Source organism: Jannaschia helgolandensis (genome assembly GCF_900109285.1).
In the GTDB taxonomy this organism is placed as follows: Bacteria; Pseudomonadota; Alphaproteobacteria; order Rhodobacterales; family Rhodobacteraceae; genus Jannaschia; species Jannaschia helgolandensis.
Map to the genome: position 1 here is coordinate 111,948 of NZ_FNZQ01000006.1, position 17,755 is coordinate 129,702.

General features: G+C 61.2%; 15 protein-coding genes and 1 tRNA gene. 10 read left to right on the plus strand and 6 right to left on the minus strand.

Features of this window, described 5'->3' with window-relative positions:
• Positions 1-137 precede the first annotated feature (137 nt).
• On the plus strand, positions 138-1,625 hold the full coding sequence (locus BMY38_RS14625) for an MORN repeat-containing protein (protein ID WP_092764120.1): 1,488 nt from the start codon (positions 138-140) through the stop codon (positions 1,623-1,625).
• Between the two features lie 133 nt (positions 1,626-1,758).
• On the opposite strand, the gene BMY38_RS14630 is transcribed toward BMY38_RS14625, so the two are convergent.
• The 4 genes from BMY38_RS14630 to BMY38_RS14645 all read right to left on the minus strand — a co-directional run bounded on the left by BMY38_RS14630 (position 1,759) and on the right by BMY38_RS14645 (position 5,481).
• On the minus strand, positions 1,759-2,388 hold the full coding sequence (locus BMY38_RS14630) for a hypothetical protein (protein ID WP_092764122.1): 630 nt from the start codon (positions 2,386-2,388) through the stop codon (positions 1,759-1,761).
• Between the two features lie 97 nt (positions 2,389-2,485).
• Positions 2,486-4,021 carry a cryptochrome/photolyase family protein gene (locus tag BMY38_RS14635; protein WP_245737633.1) on the minus strand — a complete coding sequence of 512 codons (1,536 nt, stop codon included), beginning with the start codon at positions 4,019-4,021 and terminating at the stop codon, positions 2,486-2,488.
• The gene (locus tag BMY38_RS14640) at positions 4,011-4,661 is read right to left on the minus strand and encodes an SDR family NAD(P)-dependent oxidoreductase (protein ID WP_092764127.1); all 651 of its coding nucleotides are present in this window, start codon (positions 4,659-4,661) and stop codon (positions 4,011-4,013) included. Before BMY38_RS14640 ends, BMY38_RS14635 begins: the two co-directional genes overlap by 11 nt.
• A gap of 43 nt (positions 4,662-4,704) precedes the next feature.
• Entirely contained in the window at positions 4,705-5,481 is a 777-nt protein-coding gene (locus tag BMY38_RS14645) for a CE1 family esterase (protein WP_092764130.1), read from the minus strand.
• 183 nt (positions 5,482-5,664) lie between these two features.
• On the opposite strand from BMY38_RS14645, the gene BMY38_RS14650 reads away from it, so the two are divergent.
• The 6 genes from BMY38_RS14650 (at position 5,665) to rodA (ending at position 13,043) form a co-directional block, all read left to right on the plus strand.
• A complete protein-coding gene (locus tag BMY38_RS14650; RefSeq protein WP_092764132.1) occupies positions 5,665-7,239 on the plus strand; it encodes a 2-isopropylmalate synthase in 1,575 nt (524 codons plus the stop codon).
• A 142-nt stretch (positions 7,240-7,381) separates the two neighbouring features.
• Complete coding sequence (locus BMY38_RS14655) at positions 7,382-8,419, plus strand: rod shape-determining protein (RefSeq protein WP_092764134.1); 1,038 nt, start codon at positions 7,382-7,384, stop codon at positions 8,417-8,419.
• Positions 8,420-8,425: 6 nt separating this feature from the next.
• Positions 8,426-9,361 (plus strand): rod shape-determining protein MreC, encoded by a 936-nt coding sequence (gene mreC / locus BMY38_RS14660; protein WP_092764136.1) that lies wholly within the window; start codon positions 8,426-8,428, stop codon positions 9,359-9,361.
• Between the two features lie 4 nt (positions 9,362-9,365).
• Complete coding sequence (locus BMY38_RS14665) at positions 9,366-9,893, plus strand: rod shape-determining protein MreD (RefSeq protein WP_139204722.1); 528 nt, start codon at positions 9,366-9,368, stop codon at positions 9,891-9,893.
• Between the two features lie 32 nt (positions 9,894-9,925).
• Positions 9,926-11,869 carry a penicillin-binding protein 2 gene (mrdA, locus tag BMY38_RS14670; RefSeq protein ID WP_092764140.1) on the plus strand — a complete coding sequence of 648 codons (1,944 nt, stop codon included), beginning with the start codon at positions 9,926-9,928 and terminating at the stop codon, positions 11,867-11,869.
• 7 nt (positions 11,870-11,876) lie between these two features.
• Positions 11,877-13,043 carry a rod shape-determining protein RodA gene (rodA, locus tag BMY38_RS14675; protein WP_092764142.1) on the plus strand — a complete coding sequence of 389 codons (1,167 nt, stop codon included), beginning with the start codon at positions 11,877-11,879 and terminating at the stop codon, positions 13,041-13,043.
• Between the two features lie 14 nt (positions 13,044-13,057).
• On the opposite strand, the gene BMY38_RS14680 is transcribed toward rodA, so the two are convergent.
• The gene (locus BMY38_RS14680) at positions 13,058-13,381 is read right to left on the minus strand and encodes a VOC family protein (protein ID WP_092764144.1); all 324 of its coding nucleotides are present in this window, start codon (positions 13,379-13,381) and stop codon (positions 13,058-13,060) included.
• A 121-nt stretch (positions 13,382-13,502) separates the two neighbouring features.
• Positions 13,503-14,285 (minus strand): Bax inhibitor-1/YccA family protein, encoded by a 783-nt coding sequence (locus BMY38_RS14685; RefSeq protein ID WP_092764146.1) that lies wholly within the window; start codon positions 14,283-14,285, stop codon positions 13,503-13,505.
• 258 nt (positions 14,286-14,543) lie between these two features.
• Between BMY38_RS14685 and BMY38_RS14690 the strand changes: the two genes are divergently transcribed.
• The 3 genes from BMY38_RS14690 (at position 14,544) to BMY38_RS14700 (ending at position 17,567) form a co-directional block, all read left to right on the plus strand.
• Positions 14,544-15,446, plus strand: coding sequence for a LysR family transcriptional regulator (locus BMY38_RS14690; protein ID WP_092764148.1), 903 nt, complete (start codon positions 14,544-14,546; stop codon positions 15,444-15,446).
• Positions 15,447-15,635: 189 nt separating this feature from the next.
• Positions 15,636-15,709 (plus strand) — tRNA-Gly (locus BMY38_RS14695).
• Between the two features lie 76 nt (positions 15,710-15,785).
• Positions 15,786-17,567, plus strand: a complete 1,782-nt coding sequence (locus tag BMY38_RS14700) for an ABC transporter transmembrane domain-containing protein (RefSeq protein WP_092764151.1) — start codon at positions 15,786-15,788, stop codon at positions 17,565-17,567.
• The last annotated feature ends 188 nt before the right edge of the window (positions 17,568-17,755 follow it).

A 17,755-nucleotide genomic window follows, 5' to 3' on the forward strand; every position in this document is an offset into this window, starting at 1 on the left:
GGCTGGGGCTGGACCTAGCGCGGCGCGCCCGCGGGGGGAAGCGCCGATGCCGATGCCGCCTGTGCATCTCCCGTTGCCTGTCGGCCCCCATTTGCCTAGCCTGTCAGGCAACAAACGGACGATGAGGGGGCAAGGTGATGAACGGGCTGATCAGGACCGCAGTATTGACGATGGTGGTGGCGCTGGCCGGCATTGCGGACGCGCAGGAGGTCATCACCAAGCAATACGACGAGGGTGGCGTCTATGAAGGAACATTCCTGAACGGCAAACAGCACGGAACGGGCACCTATACCCTGCCGTCGGGTTATACCTACAGCGGCGAATGGGCCAACGGCGAAATCGTCGGTCAAGGCCGCGCCGTGTTTCCGGACGGCTCGATCTATGAAGGCGCCTTCGAACGGGGGGAACCCAATGGCATCGGCACGATCATTTTTGCCGACGGCGCGACCTATACCGGCGAATGGGTCGATGGCCGGATCGAAGGCGAGGGCGTTGCGGATTACGCCAATGGCACTCGCTATACCGGCAGTTTCGTCAATGCCGTTCACGATGGCGAAGGCGTGATGGAGGCGGCCAACGGCTATCGTTACGAAGGTGGCTGGGTCGCGGGCGAAAAGTCCGGCATCGGGCGGATCACCTATCCCGATGGCTCGACCTACGAGGGTCAGATGGCTGGCAACGTACGTTCGGGGCAGGGCATTTTGCGGACTCCGGACGGGCTGATCTATGACGGGTTGTGGGAAAACGGTCAGATCAACGGCACCGGCACACTGACGCAGGGAAACGGCGACGTATATGTCGGCACGCTGGTAGACGGCAAACGCGAAGGGAAGGGCCGCGTCACCTATGCCAACGGCGACGTCTATGAGGGCGAATTCAAGGCCGATCGCCGTGATGGTCAGGGCACCTTCACCGGCACCGATGGCTACAAATACACCGGCAGCTGGTCAGAAGGTCGGATCGAAGGGTCAGGCGAAGTGATCTATCCCGATGGCTCGGTCTATGTCGGGCAGTTCCAGAACGATCTGGCGGATGGCACCGGCAAGATTACTTATCAGGATGGCGGCATTTACGAAGGCGAATGGAAGGAGGGTGTGATCGACGGCGAAGGCCGCGCGACCTATCCCAACGGCCTGGTCTACGAGGGCGGGTTCGTGAACGCACAGAACCACGGATTCGGCATCATGACATTCTCGGACGGGTATCGGTATGAGGGTGACTGGGCCGAAGGCCTGCGTCACGGGCAGGGCAAGGCCACCTATGCCGATGGCACTGTCTATGAAGGCGGATTCATCCGGGGTCAGCGCGAGGGTCAGGGCACGATCCAGATGGCCGACGGATTCAACTACACCGGAGGCTGGAACGACGGCGAGATCGAAGGCGAGGGGATCGCAACCTACGCCAATGGCGACGTCTACGAAGGATCGTTCAAGGCCGGTCGTCGTGAAGGGCCGGGCACGATGCGCTATGCCACCGGGCAGGTTGAGACGGGTCGCTGGGAAGGCGGCGGTCTGGCGGAACGCGAGACGTCGGAGACAGCACCCGCAGCCGATGTCCCGGCTGCCGAATCCGCCCCGGCGCCCGAAGGGGCTGAAGCGCCAGTGGCACCGGGCAGCGACGGGTGAATTGGAGCGTCTGTCTGAGGTTGGGAGTGGGTAACGGGTCAATCGCTATACCCATGATGACAAGCGGGGCATGACCGATCACTCGGCCATGCCCCCTGTTCCGCCCGGAGTGAGCGGTGCGGGAACGACGATGTCAGTCTTTCGGAAGCGTTTCGGCGATTGATGCCCAGAGCCCGCTTAGCGATGGGCGCGCGGGGATGTCCACAATCGGCAGGTCGGCATCCAGCAAGGCATCAATGACCATCAGTTGCTGAGATGGATCCGCAGCATTTTCGCGGATCAGCGCGACGACGGGCTGTCCATGTTCATCCACGATCAGAAGGTCGGCGGTCAGGCCCGTCAGGGGATCGGTGCCATCCGGGTTCGCAAGCGAGGTCAGAAAGCTGTTCAGGGCCACGCAGGCATGTAGTGAACAGGTCGGTGCCTCGGCCTCCATCCTGTCGGCGATCCAGTTATGCAGCTTCACATTTCGCACAGACATCAACGGACGGGTGCGAATGGTGCCTTCAGGGATCGCGTCTTGGGGTGCATTGGATTTTGTGCGGGACTTGCCCGGACGCGCCAGCGACTTCGCCCGTTCCACGGCAGTTTTGGCGACTGCGGATTTGGCGCCGCTCCATTCATTGGCCCAGCTTCCCGATCCGCGCGGCCCTGAAGCGTCTGCCTCCTTGCCGGTCGCAGCCACGGATGTGGAGCGCAGCCCCGCAATGCCGGATCTTGCGAGCCGGGTCACGGTTTTCATCATCAAGCGGTCGAACTGCATATCATGTCCTCGACAATATCGTCTTTGGACACGGTTTGCCCCCAGTGGGCGGCGAAATTGCGGCGGCGCTTGGGTGAATCGGCGATATTGTCGCGGCCTATATACGGTCGCCCGCATCCAGTTTTCGCAAGATGTCAGAGGCCTCGGTCAGCACGGTCTGACGGTGATCCGCGTCCATCCGATCCCAGGTGCGGTACATCTGCGCCATCCGGGGATTGCCTTGGAACCTGTCGCGATGACGATCCAGAAACCCCCAATAGAGCAGGTTGAACGGGCATGTGCCCTCGCCCGATTTCTGCTCCACGACATAGGCGCAGGTCTTGCAGTAGTCCGACATCCGGTTGATGTAATTTCCGCCCGAAACATAGGGTTTCGACGCCACCACGCCGCCGTCTGCGAACTGCGACATGCCGATCACGTTGGGTGCCTCGACCCATTCATAGGCATCGGCATAGACCACCAGATACCATTCATGCACCTGCGCCGGGTCCAGACCGGCAAGAATCGCGAAGTTGCCTGTTACCATGAGCCGCTGAATATGATGGGCATAGGCCTCGGCCATGGTGGTGCCGATGGTTTCGGACAGGCAGCGCATGTCGGTATCGCCAGTCCAATAGAATTCGGGCAGGTCGCGGTCTGCCCCCAGCGCGTTGCGGGAGGTGTAGTCCGGACCTTCGCGGAAATAGATCCCCCGGATGTACTCGCGCCAGCCGATGATCTGGCGGATGAATCCTTCGGCGGCGTTGATCGGAACATCGCCTGCCATCCAGGCGGCTTGGGCAGCATCGCAGACTTCGCGCCACCCCAGAAGGCCTGCGTTGAGGTAAGGGGATAGAAGCGCGTGGAACAGGAACGGCTCCCCGGTAACCATCGCGTCCTGGTAGTCTCCGAAAGTCGGAAGACTGTGTTGGACAAAATGCCCAAGACTTTCGAGGGCCATGTCGCGGCTGGTCCCGAACCAGAAGTCATTGACGGAACCATAGCGATCGCCGAAGCGGTTGCGCACCATTTCGATCACGTCGCGGGTAATCCTGTCGGGTTCGTGGCGCAGCGGTCCGGGCACGGTCAGCCCCCTGGGCGCGCGTTTGCGGTTGTCGTGGTCATAGTTCCATTTGCCACCCGCCGGCCTGTCGCCCTCCATCATCAGGCCGGTCTTGCGGCGCATCTCGCGATAGAACCATTCCATCCGAAGCTCCTTGCGGCCCTCGGCCCAACCCTCGAACTCTGCATGGGAACACAGGAAGCGGTCGTCGGGGAACAGATGGACAGGGATTGGCGCGTCCTCGAGTGCGGAAATCAGGCGAAATTCGCCCGGCTCGGTGCCGATCGCCTCGGTCGCACCCGTGGCTTCGGCCGCGCGCAGCATTTCGCCGGGAATGGACTGCGTATTGTCGGGGTCGTCCAGCGTGGCATAGCGGACGGTCCAGCCCTGTTTGCGCAGATGTGCCGCGTGCTTACGCATCGCGGAGAAAAGGAAGGCGATCTTCTTTGGATGGTGGGGAACGTAATCCGTCTCGGCCTGAACCTCGGCCATGACGATCACATCGCGGTCGGCGTCGCCTTCACGCAGGGCGCTCAGGTCGTCGGACAGTTGATCGCCCAGGATCAGAATCAGGCGCAGTTCACCACTCAACGCGTTTGCCCGCATAGTCGAAAAATCCGCCGGTGTCGTCGGGTGTAAGGTCCGTCAACACGCCAATCAGACGTTCCGCTGCATCCTTCGCGCTGATCTTCGGCGCGTTGTATCCTTCGGTGAACGGCGTTTCGACCGTTCCGGGGTGCAGGGCCACGACCACCGACCGTTTGTGCCTGCGCCCGATTTCGATCGCTGCGCCGTGGGTGATCTGGTTCGCCGCGGCCTTGGCGGCACGATAGGAATACCAGCCGCCCATGCGATTATCGCCGATGCTTCCCACCCGCGCCGTCAACACGCCGACGCGGGCATCATCGGCCAGAAGCGGTGCCAGATGTTGCAGGATAAGGGCCGGGCCGATGGCGTTCACGGCGAAGGTCCGGGCCATGGCGTCGGCGTCGATCGCGTCAAGCGCCTTTTCCGGCGCATGGCCGTCCGGGGCAAGGATGCCGGTCGCGATGAAGGCCAGATGGACCGGACCTTCGATACGGTTCATGACCCTGACGACCGACACCGGATCGGTGACGTCGAGACCATCGTCCCGTCGGCTGAGACGGGTGACGAAATGCTTTGCGTCCAGCCGGTCGGCCAAGGCCGCCCCGATACCGCCCGACGCGCCGATGACAAGTGCGTTGTCCATGTTTCCGATCTAGGCGGTGTCGTGGTGCCGTCCAGTGCGGGCGTCACTTCATGTCACGGGTCCAGACGCGTTCGATCCAGTCGGCGGAAAACCGATGACCGCCCGGATGGGTGCAGTACTCCAGATAAGTTTCCTCTTTGCCGTCCCATCGCTGACACGACAGCCCATCCGGGGCATCGACCGGACCCGCGGGTGTCAGGGCGCGGTCGCGGACATAGAATGCCAGTACTTCACCCATGTCGCCTTGCCGGGAGGAACCGATGGCCCGGCCGCCGATGGGGACCACGGTATCGGCGGTTCCGTGGTAATGCGTGACGGCGGCGTCAGCATCGCAGGACTGGGGTGGCTCTTTCCAGAATGTCCCCGACATCGGCACGAAAGCCGCGAACAGATCGCCACCCTGACAGATTACGTTCCACGTCAGCATGCCGCCCGCCGAAAATCCGGCCAGCAGCATCCGGTCGGGGTCCAGCCCAAACTGCGCCACGACGTCAGCCTTGACCGCAGCAACATAGGCGATCTCGTCCCGCGGCGGATCGTTGCCATGTTCCGGCGCGTTCGGCAGCGCCCAGTCTTTGCCAACGGAGGCCAATGCCACCAGCGCCACGCCCAACCGGCCGGCCAAGGCCCGAAATCGGTCATTGCGCATCGTGCCTGCCGCCGACCCTCCGTAGCCATGGGCAAAGAAAATCGCGCCATCCGCCCCGCCATCGGGCACATAGATGCGATACGTTCCGCCCGGCACCTCGCAATCACTGTCGATGCCGCAGGCGGCAACAGGTGTGGCGAAAAGAGCGAGGAGAAGGATCAGGATTCGCATTTCGAAACCCTAGCGCGAAATCGGGGCTTTCTTTCCAGTCACGATTCCGTATCTTTGCGCCATGACGAAGATCCGACTGACCCTGGACCTGCTTCTTATCCGCTCCTGAGCGTGCCATTCGGCGCGGTCGCTCGGGAGGGATGCAGCGCCGGACAGGAAACGCAAAGCACAGGATCAGTCACCATGAACACCCCCGTAAAACCCACCGGCAATCGCGTCATAATTTTCGATACTACCCTGCGCGACGGCGAGCAGTCGCCAGGTGCCACGATGACCCACGACGAAAAGCTGGAGATCGCCTCCATGCTGGACGAGATGGGTGTCGACGTGATCGAGGCCGGGTTCCCCATCGCCTCGGACGGTGATTTCGCCGCCGTCTCAGACATTGCGAAAAACGCCGACCGGGCCACGATCTGCGGTCTGGCCCGCGCCAATCTGAAAGATATTGACCGTTGTTGGGAAGCTGTGAAACACGCAAAATCGCCGCGCATTCACACGTTTATCGGCACCTCGCCGCTGCACCGCGCCATTCCGAACCTGACCAGGGACGAGATGGCCGAGCGTATTCACGAGACGGTCACCCATGCCCGCAATCTGTGCGATAACGTACAATGGTCGCCTATGGATGCGACCCGGACCGAATGGGATTATCTGGCCCGAACGGTCGAGATCGCCATCAAGGCCGGGGCCACCACGATCAACATCCCCGATACCGTGGGCTATACCGCGCCAAACGAATCTGCCGAACTGATCCGCCGCCTGATCGCCGAAGTGCCCGGTGCGGATGAGATTATCTTTGCCACGCATTGTCACAACGATCTGGGGCTCGCGACGGCCAATTCGCTGGCCGCGGTCGAAGGCGGCGCGCGGCAGATCGAATGCACGATCAACGGGTTGGGCGAACGCGCGGGCAACACGGCGCTGGAAGAGGTCGTGATGGCACTGAAGGTGCGCCACGACATCATGCCGTTCACCACCGGCGTGGACAGTCGCAAACTGATGGCGATCTCGCGTCGCGTGGCATCGGTCTCGGGGTTTCCGGTGCAGTTCAACAAGGCCATCGTCGGCAAGAATGCCTTCGCTCACGAGAGCGGAATCCACCAGGACGGTATGCTGAAGAACGCGGAGACGTTCGAGATCATGCGCCCCGAAGACGTCGGCCTGTCTGAAACCTCATTGGTGATGGGCAAGCATTCGGGTCGCGCGGCGCTGCGGTCCAAGATGAAGGAACTGGGGTATGAACTGGCCGACAATCAGCTGGCCGATGTTTTCGTCCGCTTCAAAGCGCTGGCCGACCGCAAGAAAGAGGTCTTCGACGACGACCTGATCGCCCTGATGCAGGACGAGGAGCGGCAGGCCGAAGACCGCATCAAGGTCGAACGTCTGCGCGTCGTCTGCGGCACCGACGGCCCGCAGGAAGCCGAGCTGACCCTGACCATAGACGGCGAAGCGAAATCATCCGAGGCGACCGGCGACGGCCCGGTCGACGCGGCCTTCAACGCAGTCAAGGCACTGGTCCCGCATTCGGCCACGTTGCAGTTGTATCAGGTGTCGGCTGTGACCGAAGGCACCGATGCACAGGCCACTGTTACCGTGCGGATGGAGGAGGATGGACGAATCGTATCCGGCCAGTCTGCGGATACGGATACAGTCGTGGCAAGCGTTCGGGCCTACGTGAACGCGCTCAACCGACTGCTGATGCGGCGCGAGCGGGGCGGAACTGACGGGCGGGAGATTTCTTACAAGGACGTAGGCTGACTGGCTTGCGACACCGCCCCGGCAACCCTCCGCCGACCCCGTAGCACACGCGCACTGGACCCCACCCCCCCGGAGCCGCTACACCGCACCAAACCTTCCGGGCCAGCCGCCACGGAGGCGAGTATGGTTTGGGGAAAGTGGAATGAATATCTTCGGAAGCCTGTTCAGCTCGGACATGGCCATAGACCTCGGCACGGCGAACACGCTGGTCTACATCAAGGGCAAGGGGATCGTGCTGAACGAGCCATCGGTTGTCGCCTACCATATGAAGAATGGCCGCAAGGAAGTGCTGGCCGTGGGCGAGGATGCCAAACTGATGCTGGGTCGCACGCCAGGGTCCATCGAGGCGATACGGCCGATGCGCGAAGGTGTCATCGCCGATTTCGATGTGGCCGAGGAAATGATCAAGCACTTCATCCGCAAAGTGCATCGCCGCTCTACCTTCTCTAAGCCGAAGATCATCGTCTGTGTTCCCCACGGGGCCACGCCGGTTGAAAAGCGCGCCATTCGTCAGTCGGTTCTGGGCGCAGGTGCGCGCAAGGCGGGCCTGATCGCGGAACCTATCGCGGCGGCAATCGGGGCGGGTATGCCGATCACCGATCCAACCGGCAGCATGGTCGTCGACATAGGCGGCGGCACGGTCGAAGTGGCCGTGCTGTCGCTGGCTGATATCGTCTATGCGCGGTCGGTTCGTGTCGGCGGTGACCGGATGGACGAGGCGTTAATTTCTTATCTGCGCCGTCACCAGAACCTGTTGGTGGGCGAGGCTACGGCCGAGCGGATCAAGAAGGAAATCGGCACCGCCCGGATGCCGGAAAATGGGCGTGGCGAGGTCATGATGATCCGGGGTCGCGACCTGTTGAATGGTGTGCCAAAGGAAACCGAGATCAGCCAGGCGCAGGTCGCCGAGGCGCTGGCTGAGCCGGTGCAGCAGATCTGCGAAGCGGTGATGACGGCGCTGGAATCCACGCCGCCCGATCTGGCCGCCGATATCGTTGACCGCGGAGTGATGCTGACCGGCGGAGGGGCATTGCTGGGCGATCTGGACCTCGCCTTGCGCGAACAGACGGGCCTGAACATTTCGGTCGCCGACGAATGTCTGAACTGCGTGGCGCTGGGTACCGGCAAGGCGCTGGAATACGAGCGGCAGTTGAGCCACGTCATCGACTACGACAGCTGATCCGCCATGGCGCGGTCCCGGCCCGGCGAGGATATCTACGGCAAGCCGCTCCGGCGGCTTTTCGTGGCGCTGACCTGTACCGTTCTGATCGCGTTGCTTTTGCTCTGGCGGATCGACAATCCCCGTGCCGAACGCATTCGCGCGGCGCTGGTCGACCGGGTTGTTCCGAATTTCGAATGGGCATTGGCCCCGGTCACCTGGGCCGGTCGTCTGATCGAGGATTTCGAGGGCTACGCCCGCGTCTATGAGCAAAATCAGGAGCTGCGGCGTGAGTTGCAGCAAATGAAAGCCTGGCGGGAGGCCGCGATCCAGCTGGAGCAGGAAAACGCCCGTCTGTTGGATCTGAACAAGGTGCGCCTATCGCCGGGCCTGACCTATATTACCGGTGTGGTGCTGACCGATTCCGGCAGCCCTTTCCGGCGTTCGGTCCTTCTGAACATCGGGGCGGACGATGGCATCCGTGATGGCTGGGCAGCAATGGATGGACTGGGGCTTGTCGGACGCATTTCGGGCGTGGGCAACCGGACGGCCCGTGTTCTGTTGCTGACAGATGGAAACAGCCGTGTTCCGGTCACGATCCAGCCTTCGGGCAAGCGCGCGATTCTTGCGGGCGACACAACGTCCGCCCCCGTGCTGGAATTTGTCGAAAACCCGGACGACGTACGGGCCGGCGACCGTATCGTTACCAGTGGCGACGGTGGAGTGTTTCCTCCGGATCTGTCCGTCGGACAGATCGTGCGTGGGGCGGATGGGCGGCTGCGCGTCCGGTTGTCTGCGGATATCACGCGGCTGGAATTTCTGAGGGTCCTGCGAACACGCGTGGCACAGGACATCTCCACCACCGGCGATCTGCTGCTGCCTGCGCCCGCACCGTTGCAGGGCCCGCCGATTCCGAAGGGCATCGCAGAACCGGATGCTGCCGCCGCCGCAAACGGGGGCTGAGATTATGGCGGCAAAGTCGATCTGGGGGTATCGGGCGACTTTCGTGGGTTTGTCGGCGCTGATATTTTTCTTTGCCCTGCTGCCATTCGATGCGGGTGACGGCAATGTGCCCGGACCAGACCTGGTCATTGCCCTGGTCGCGGCCTGGGTTTTGCGCCGTCCCGATTATCTGCCGGTTTGGCTTCTGGTGATCGTGTTGCTGCTGGGCGATTTCGTGTTGATGCGACCCTTGGGTCTCTGGACCCTGATCGTCTTTCTGATGAGCGAATATCTGCGCCGCCGGGTCGATCATGCCGAAGCGGCACCGTTCTGGTCTGAAGTTGGTGTGGTCTCGGTCTGTATCTTGGCGGCGTTTGCAGCAGATTACCTGGTGCTTGTGCTTCTTCTTGCCGAAACACCACCGATTCTGGGGCAGGGCTTGCACGCATTTGCAACCGTTGTCTTTTACCCTGCAGTCGCCATATTCTCACAGATGATCGGGGTTAGACGGCTTGCCCCCGGCGAGCTCGACAGCCTCGGCACTCGCGCCTGAGACCTCTATCGTTCAGCTTGCAAGGACGCGCCATGAAACGCAACGCACAGGATATCACTCTGTCGTCCCGGCGCGTTTCGCGTCGCGGTCTGATCTTGGGCGGTGTGCAGCTTGGGATCGGCGCTCTTGTATTGGGGCGGATGCGCTATCTGCAGGTGGACCAGGCCGATGAGTTTCTGCTGCTGGCGGAAGAAAACCGCATCAAGGTTCGCCTGATCGCGCCCGAACGCGGGGTGATTTACGACCGCAATGGCATCGAACTTGCTGGCAATGAGCAGATTTACCGCGTCTCGATGATCCGCCAGGATGCCGATGACGCGGATGCCGTGATCGCCAACCTGCGCGGTCTGGTGAAGCTGGACGAAGAGGTGTTGCAGCGAGCCCTGCGCGAGATGGATCGTCGTCCACATCAATCCGTCACGCTGGCCGACCGATTGACCTGGGACGAACTTTCGATGATTTCGGTCAACGTGCCCGCGCTGTCCGGGATCACGCCTGAAGTGGGACTTAGCCGTTCCTATCCGATGGGACCGGATTATGCCCATGTCATCGGCTATGTCGGAAGCGTGTCCGAGCGTGATATCGAGGATGCCGAAAACCCTGATCCGCTGTTGCTGACACCTCAGTTCCAGATCGGGAAAATCGGAGTCGAGCAGCGGTTGGAGGACGATTTGCGCGGGCGGGCGGGGGCCATGCGTGTCGAGCAGAATGCCGCGGGCCGTATCATGCGCGAGTTGGGGCGCACGGAATCCGGGCCCGGTGCCGATGTTCAGCTGACGATCGACGCGGGATTGCAGAACTTCACGCAGGCGCGCCTTGGCACGGAAAGCGCCAGCGCTGTGGTGATGGATGTGCTCAATGGTGATATTGTCGCCGCTGTGTCTTCGCCGTCATACGATCCGAACATGTTCGTGTCGGGCATAAGCGTGCCAGATTATTCCGGCCTTCGCGACAACGATCGCCGCCCCTTGCACAACAAGATCGTGCAGGGCCTGTACCCCCCCGGATCGACGTTCAAAATGGCAGTAATTATGGCAGCCATGGAAGCGGAGGTCATCACACCTGACGAACAGATCTATTGCGGCGGCTATATCAATGTCTCCAACCGCCGGTTCCATTGCTGGAAGCGCGGGGGTCATGGCAATGTGGATATGGCGAAATCGCTGCGCGAAAGCTGCGACATTTATTATTATGAAATGGCGCAAAGAACAGGGATCGACAACATCGCCAGGATGGCGCGCAGGTTGGGGCTGGGTATCGCGCATGATATCGAGATGACGTCGATCAGCGAAGGGCTGATCCCTGATCGCGACTGGAAACGCACCCGACGGGGCGAGGACTGGTATGTCGGCGATAGCCTGAATGCGGCCATCGGGCAGGGGTATGTCCTGACCTCTCCGTTGCAATTGGCCGTGATGACAGCCCGCATTGCGTCGGGGTTGGAGGTCAACCCCCGGATGGTCCGTTCGGTCGGTGGTGTGGCGCGCCCTTCGGGTGTCCAGGGGCCGCTGGACCTGCCGCGCAGTTGGTTGGATCGTGCGCGCGACGGCATGTTTCAGGTGGTGAACGCCCCCAAAGGCACGGCAGGGGGGTCCAAATTCGACCTGGCGGGCATGAAATGGGCCGGAAAGACCGGCACCAGTCAGGTTCGCAACATCACGACAGCCGAACGTGCGAAGGGCGTGATCAGCAACGAAGATCTGCCATGGGACCGGAGGGATCACGCCCTTTTCGTCGGATATGGTCCCTATGAAAACCCCAGGTATTCTGTCTCGGTCGTAGTTGAACACGGTGGCGGCGGATCTACTGTGGCGGCACCTATCGCCCGCGATATCATGCTCTATGCGCTCAACAACGGGATGCCGCCGCTTGACGCCTATCCCAGCCGGGACCGTGAAAAGGTCGAGGGTATTCTGTCCGATCTGAAGCTGAATCCTGCAATATCCAGCCGAACTTCGGGCACATCGGAAGCATGATGCAAAGATGAGCTACCTTGAATATAAAGTCGCCCGTGTGCCGTCAGGTCTGAGCAAGGTGCTCGCTCTGAATTGGGGTCTTGTGCTTCTGGTGACGGCAGTAGCGTCGATCGGGTTCATTGTTCTCTACTCGGTGGGCGGTGGCAGCTGGTACTGGGCCGAGCCGCAGATGCAGCGGTTCGCTCTGGGTCTTGTAGTGATGTTCGCGGCCGCCATGATTCCGATCTGGTTTTGGCGCAATGTTTCGGCTGCGATGTATGGCGGAGCCCTGGTTCTTCTTCTGGCGGTGGATTTTGTGGGTGCCTCGGGAGGCGGTGCGCAAAGATGGATCGACATCGGTTTCATGCGACTGCAGCCGTCCGAGTTGATGAAGATCACGCTCGTTCTCATGCTGGCGGCCTATTACGACTGGTTGCCGGTCACTAAGGTCAATCGCCCGCAGTGGGTGATCCTGCCCGTGCTGATAATTCTTTTGCCGACAATGCTGGTACTGAAACAACCCGATCTGGGCACCGCGATCCTGTTGCTGATGGGCGGCGCCATGATGATGTTTCTGGCAGGGGTACACTGGGCATATTTCGCCACGGTCTTCGCGGCAGCGGCGGGGCTGGTTACGGCGGTGATCAAATCACGGGGTACGACGTGGCAGATGATCGAGAATTATCAGTATCGTCGCATCGATACCTTTCTGGACCCGGACACGGACCCGTTGGGAGCGGGCTACAATATAACCCAGTCCAAGATTGCGCTGGGCTCGGGGGGCTGGACCGGCAAGGGATTCATGCAGGGCACGCAGGCGCGCCTGGACTTCCTGCCTGAAAAGCAGACAGATTTCATTTTCACTATTCTTGCCGAAGAGTTCGGTCTGGTGGGGGGTGCATCCCTTCTGGCGCTGTACATGCTTATCATCATATTCTGCATCGTATCGGCCCTGCGCATGAAGGATCGGTTCTCAGCCTTGGCAACGCTGGGTGTTGCGGCGACGTTCTTCCTGTTCTTTGCGGTCAATATGTCGATGGTCATGGGTATGGCCCCGGTTGTCGGTGTGCCGCTTCCGCTGGTCAGCTATGGCGGGTCGGCGATGCTTGTTTTGATGCTGGCGTTCGGGATCGTGCAATCCGCTCATGTGCACAGGCCCCGTGCGCAGGGCGAAGGACAGTTGTTCAAGCGATAGGGGTGGGCGGCGTCTCAGCCGTCGGACCAGACGGCCATCTCCGTTCCGCCGGGTTCACGGAACTGAAACCTGCGACCGCCGGGAAAATCGAAGATTTCCTTCGTGATCTCGGCACCGGCATCACGAATTCGCGCCAGTGCGTCGTCCAGATTATCGGTCCGCAGCACGATAAGCGGTGCACGCTGGCCCCCCCGCTCGATCCCACCGCCGGTTCCGGCATTCTGAATATCGCGATAGTCTGGACCATAGTCCACGAAGCTCCACCCGAATGCGGCGGCGAAGAAGGATTGCGTATCTTCCAAAGCCGGAGAGGTGAACTCTACATAGTCGATCTTCATGACATGTATCCTTGTGTTGGGTCGCAAGAGAATGCTGTGTTCGGGCTGAAACTTGCAACTGTTCCCGGAACGCAAAAGGCCGCCCCGAAGGGCGGCCTGATCCATTTTCATGAACTGTACGTTACTCGCGGTTGCCCATGAACTGCAGCAGGAACATGAACATGTTGATGAAGTCGAGGTAGAGGTTCAGCGCGCCCATGATGGCGGCTTTGCCCAACCACTCCTGATCGCTTTGTGCGGCGTGAGCGATGTACTCGGTCTTGATCTTCTGCGTATCGTAGGCCGTCAGACCCGCAAAGATCAGCACACCGATCGCCGAGATCGCCATGCCGAGCGGACCCGACTGGATGAACAGGTTGACGACCATCGCCACGATCAGGCCGATTACGCCCATGATCAGGAACGTGCCCATCGCGGACAGATCCTTCTTGGTCGTGTAGCCATAGAGCGACAGACCCGCGAAGGCGATCGACGTCACAAGAAACGTCTGCATGATCGATACGCCTGTGAAGACGATGAAGATCGAACTGAGCGACACGCCCATGGTGGCGGCGAAAGCGTAGAACACCAGTTGCGCGGTTGCGGCTGACATCCGGTTGATCATGGCTGAAAAGCCGAAGACGAAGGCCAGCGGTGCGAACATCACAACCCAGCGAAGGGCCGAGAAATACAGCGTTTCGCCCAGCGATGTCACCATGACCCCATTGGGCATCTGTGCGACAGCCTGCGTCGGATCGGTCGTGGTCGCGAGGCCGGACAGCGCCCAGGCTGCAGCGAATGTGATGAGCATGCCCACGGACATCGTGCCGTAGACCTTGTTCATGTGGGCGCGAAGGCCCTGATCAATTTCTGCGGCGCGGGCGCCGGAAACGGTACCGGTCCGCAGAGCGTCGAATTGTGCCATCTGGTTCCTCCATAGGGATGAGAACATGGGTGGGCCGGTGCGGCTTCCCTCGGGTGGAATATCGGGGTTGGCTGAAGACAATTCAAGCGGGCATTATGGCAGTTTCGCGGCTTTTCGATTGTTATTACCTATCGAAGGCTACTGTTTTGTCTATAGATGTCATCGCAGGCACATTCCAGATTGTGATGTGTGCCATGAAACCAATCTATTTCCGTTATTTGGGCCAACTTGTTAGAAAACCCGCGGAAGGAAAACCAGATGGCCCGAAATCTAGATCTTACCGCACTACGTGCTTTCGCCACCGTCGCCGCGACCGGAGGCGTAACACGGTCCGCCGTGCTTTTGCATCTGACGCAATCGGCTGTGTCGATGCAGATCAAACGATTGGAGGAGGCGCTGGATACCCGCCTGCTGGACAGGGCGGGTCGCGGCGTACGCTTGACGCCCGAAGGGGAAAAGGTGCTGGCCTATGCCCGGCGCATGCTCTCGTTGAATGACGAGTTGCTTGATCGGATGCGCGATGCTGTGCCCGAGGGCGAAATTCGTCTGGGCGTGCCGCACGATATCGTGCCACGTTGCATTCCAGCGGTCCTGCGGGCGTTTGCGGCAGAGTACCCGCGTGTACGGATCACCTTGATTTCCAGCGTCACCACCACTTTGCACGAGATGTTCGCAGAAGGCGGCTGCGATGTCATCCTGACTACCGAAGCTGCCCCCGGTCCGGGCGGCGAGGAATTGGTGCGATTGCCGATGATCTGGGTCGGTGCCGAAGAGGGCATCGCCTGGACACAGCGCCCACTGCGTCTGGCTTTCGAGACCGCCTGCGTGTTTCGGACCCGTGCGCAGGCCGCTCTGGATGCCGCGGACATTTCATGGGAGGTGGCGATTACTGCCGAATCCAGCCGCGCGATTGACGCTTCCGTCAGCGCCGATCTGGCCTGTCACGTCGTGATCGACGGTTTCGATACGCCGGAAATGTTGCCCGTTCCACATGGTGGGAACCTGCCTGAAATCGGCGAAGTCGGTATTTCGCTCTACTCCGCGCCGGCCCCGCTTGACCCTGCCCGTGCGCGCCTGACCGAGATCATCGGTGACGTCTATGGCACGCTTCGCCCGTCGCATCGCAAACCGGTTCTGACCGCAGTATCGGCCAGTCACTAAGGCCCTGCCGCATCGGTTCACAGCCGGAGCTGGACTGTGGCTGCAGGTGCCGTGGCCAATAAGGGTTCCTGCGGGCACCTGTGAGACAGGAGGTGAGACTGCGCTTGTCCTCCATGAGCAAACCTGACTCGGATCGAGCAGGTGTGATCTTGCGCTCAGAAACGAACCGCGATAACTGCGTCTACTGATGCGGGCGTTGTGTAGTGGTAAGACCTTAGCCTTCCAAGCTAATGACGCGGGTTCGATTCCCGCCGCCCGCTCCACCCCCCGACCAGGTCCATGAACTTGCGCCGCCCCCATGTCGCGCTTAGGTCAGCGTCAATACAGCCGGAGAACCGCATGGCCGATATCGCGAAGGTAGCCGATCGCACGGGGTCGAAGCGGATTGGCAGCCTGCGATCCTTGATTCCGTTCTTCAGGCCGCATCTGGTCATGGTGTTCGCCGCGATGACCGCGCTCGTACTGACTGCCTTTGTGTCTCTGGTTCTGCCGCTGGCGGTGCGCCGCGTGGTCGACGGGTTCCAGACGGGTGAAACCCAGCTTCTGGACCAATATTTCGGTGCCGCCCTGATCGTTGCAGGACTTTTGGCCTTGGGCACCGGACTGCGATATTATCTGGTCACGCGCCTGGGCGAACGGGTCGTGGCCGACATCCGCAAGGCGGTTTTCGCCCGGATGATCCGCATGTCTCCCAGCTTTTATGACAATATACTGACGGGCGAGGTTCTGTCGCGCATCACTACGGACACAACCCTGCTGCTATCGGTGATTGGGTCGTCGGTCAGCATAGCCTTGCGCAACGTCCTGATCTTTGGCGGCGGGTTGGCTCTCATGCTCTGGACTGCGCCCAAATTATCGGGGTTGGTGTTGTTATTGGTACCGGCGGTGATCGTGCCGATCATCGTGCTTGGGCGGAAGCTGCGGACGCTCAGCCGTGAAAATCAGGATTGGATCGCTGAATCCTCAGGCCGGGCGTCCGAGTGGCTGTTATCGGCGCAAACCGTGCAGGCCTATACTTACGAGGGGCAAGCGTCTGATCGGTTTGACGACGTGACCGAAAAGTCGTTCCTGTCGGCACGCACCCGCATCAAGGTTCGCGCCGTAATGACGGTGATCGTGATTGCGTTGATTTTCGCCGGCGTCGTTGGCGTGTTGTGGATCGGGGCGCGGGATGTACGAGCCGAAATCATGTCGATCGGTGAGCTGATCCAGTTCCTGATCTACGCCATCATGGTCGCCGGATCGGTGGCGGCCCTGTCAGAAATCTGGGGTGAATTGCAGCGCGCGGCGGGCGCGACCGAACGTCTGGTCGAACTGCTGGAAGTGGAAGACGATGTGCGCGACCCGGCGCAGCCCGTCATGTCGCCGCGCGCCGATGCCGTGGCTTTCGAGGGCGTGACGTTCCGCTATCCCACGCGACCGGAAACAAAGGCGCTGCACGACGTGGATCTGGTGGTGAACCCCGGCGAGACGGTTGCGCTCGTCGGGCCGTCGGGGGCAGGAAAATCCACCGTTATCCAGTTGATTCAGCGGTTCTATGACCCCGATCAAGGGCGCGTGACACTGGGTGGTGTCGACCTGAGGGATATGGATCGCGATGCCTTCCGTGCCAATCTGGCCCTGGTGCCGCAGGACCCGGTGATCTTTGCCGCATCGGCCCGCGAAAACATCCGCTTCGGCAGCCCCGAAGCCACCGATGCACAGGTCGAGGAGGCGGCGAAATCTGCCGCCGCACACGATTTCCTGTCTGCGCTCCCGCAGGGCTACGATACCTATGTCGGCGAACGCGGCGTGATGCTGTCGGGCGGGCAGAAGCAACGCATCGCGATCGCCCGCGCCATTCTCAGGAATGCCCCTGTCCTGCTGCTGGACGAAGCGACAAGTGCACTTGACGCCGAATCCGAGCGCGCGGTGCAGGATGCTGTGGCCAAGCTGGCGCAGAACCGCACCACCATTATCGTCGCGCACCGGTTGGCTACCGTAAAACAGGCCGACCGTATTGTCGTCATGGAAAACGGTCGCATCGCCGCGCAGGGTACGCACGAAGAGCTGGTGGCGCAGGGCGGGCTATATTCACGCCTGGCGCGACTGCAGTTCACCGACGGACTGGCGGCGGAATAGGCGCAGCTGGGCGGCTGACCTGGAAGCGAACCGACGGGCCCTTCTGATCCAGACCTTAACTGTGTCACTGGCTGATGATCCTGACAAATTTGGAAGGGAGTGAAAGCCGTCTCGCCGTAGCGTCTCACTTGCACCAACGCGCCCTGTCCCCCATCCTGCGCGGCACGAACCGGGGAGGGAGCCTCGGC

Coding starts and splice junctions, on each gene's coding strand:
- BMY38_RS14625 (WP_092764120.1), top strand. CDS start 138: ATGAACGGGCTGATCAGGACCGCAGTATTGACGATGGTGGTGGCGCTG.
- BMY38_RS14630 (WP_092764122.1), bottom strand. CDS start 2,388: ATGCAGTTCGACCGCTTGATGATGAAAACCGTGACCCGGCTCGCAAGA.
- BMY38_RS14640 (WP_092764127.1), bottom strand. CDS start 4,661: ATGGACAACGCACTTGTCATCGGCGCGTCGGGCGGTATCGGGGCGGCC.
- BMY38_RS14645 (WP_092764130.1), bottom strand. CDS start 5,481: ATGCGAATCCTGATCCTTCTCCTCGCTCTTTTCGCCACACCTGTTGCC.
- BMY38_RS14650 (WP_092764132.1), top strand. CDS start 5,665: ATGAACACCCCCGTAAAACCCACCGGCAATCGCGTCATAATTTTCGAT.
- BMY38_RS14655 (WP_092764134.1), top strand. CDS start 7,382: ATGAATATCTTCGGAAGCCTGTTCAGCTCGGACATGGCCATAGACCTC.
- mreC (WP_092764136.1), top strand. CDS start 8,426: ATGGCGCGGTCCCGGCCCGGCGAGGATATCTACGGCAAGCCGCTCCGG.
- BMY38_RS14665 (WP_139204722.1), top strand. CDS start 9,366: ATGGCGGCAAAGTCGATCTGGGGGTATCGGGCGACTTTCGTGGGTTTG.
- mrdA (WP_092764140.1), top strand. CDS start 9,926: ATGAAACGCAACGCACAGGATATCACTCTGTCGTCCCGGCGCGTTTCG.
- rodA (WP_092764142.1), top strand. CDS start 11,877: ATGAGCTACCTTGAATATAAAGTCGCCCGTGTGCCGTCAGGTCTGAGC.
- BMY38_RS14680 (WP_092764144.1), bottom strand. CDS start 13,381: ATGAAGATCGACTATGTAGAGTTCACCTCTCCGGCTTTGGAAGATACG.
- BMY38_RS14685 (WP_092764146.1), bottom strand. CDS start 14,285: ATGGCACAATTCGACGCTCTGCGGACCGGTACCGTTTCCGGCGCCCGC.
- BMY38_RS14690 (WP_092764148.1), top strand. CDS start 14,544: ATGGCCCGAAATCTAGATCTTACCGCACTACGTGCTTTCGCCACCGTC.
- BMY38_RS14700 (WP_092764151.1), top strand. CDS start 15,786: ATGGCCGATATCGCGAAGGTAGCCGATCGCACGGGGTCGAAGCGGATT.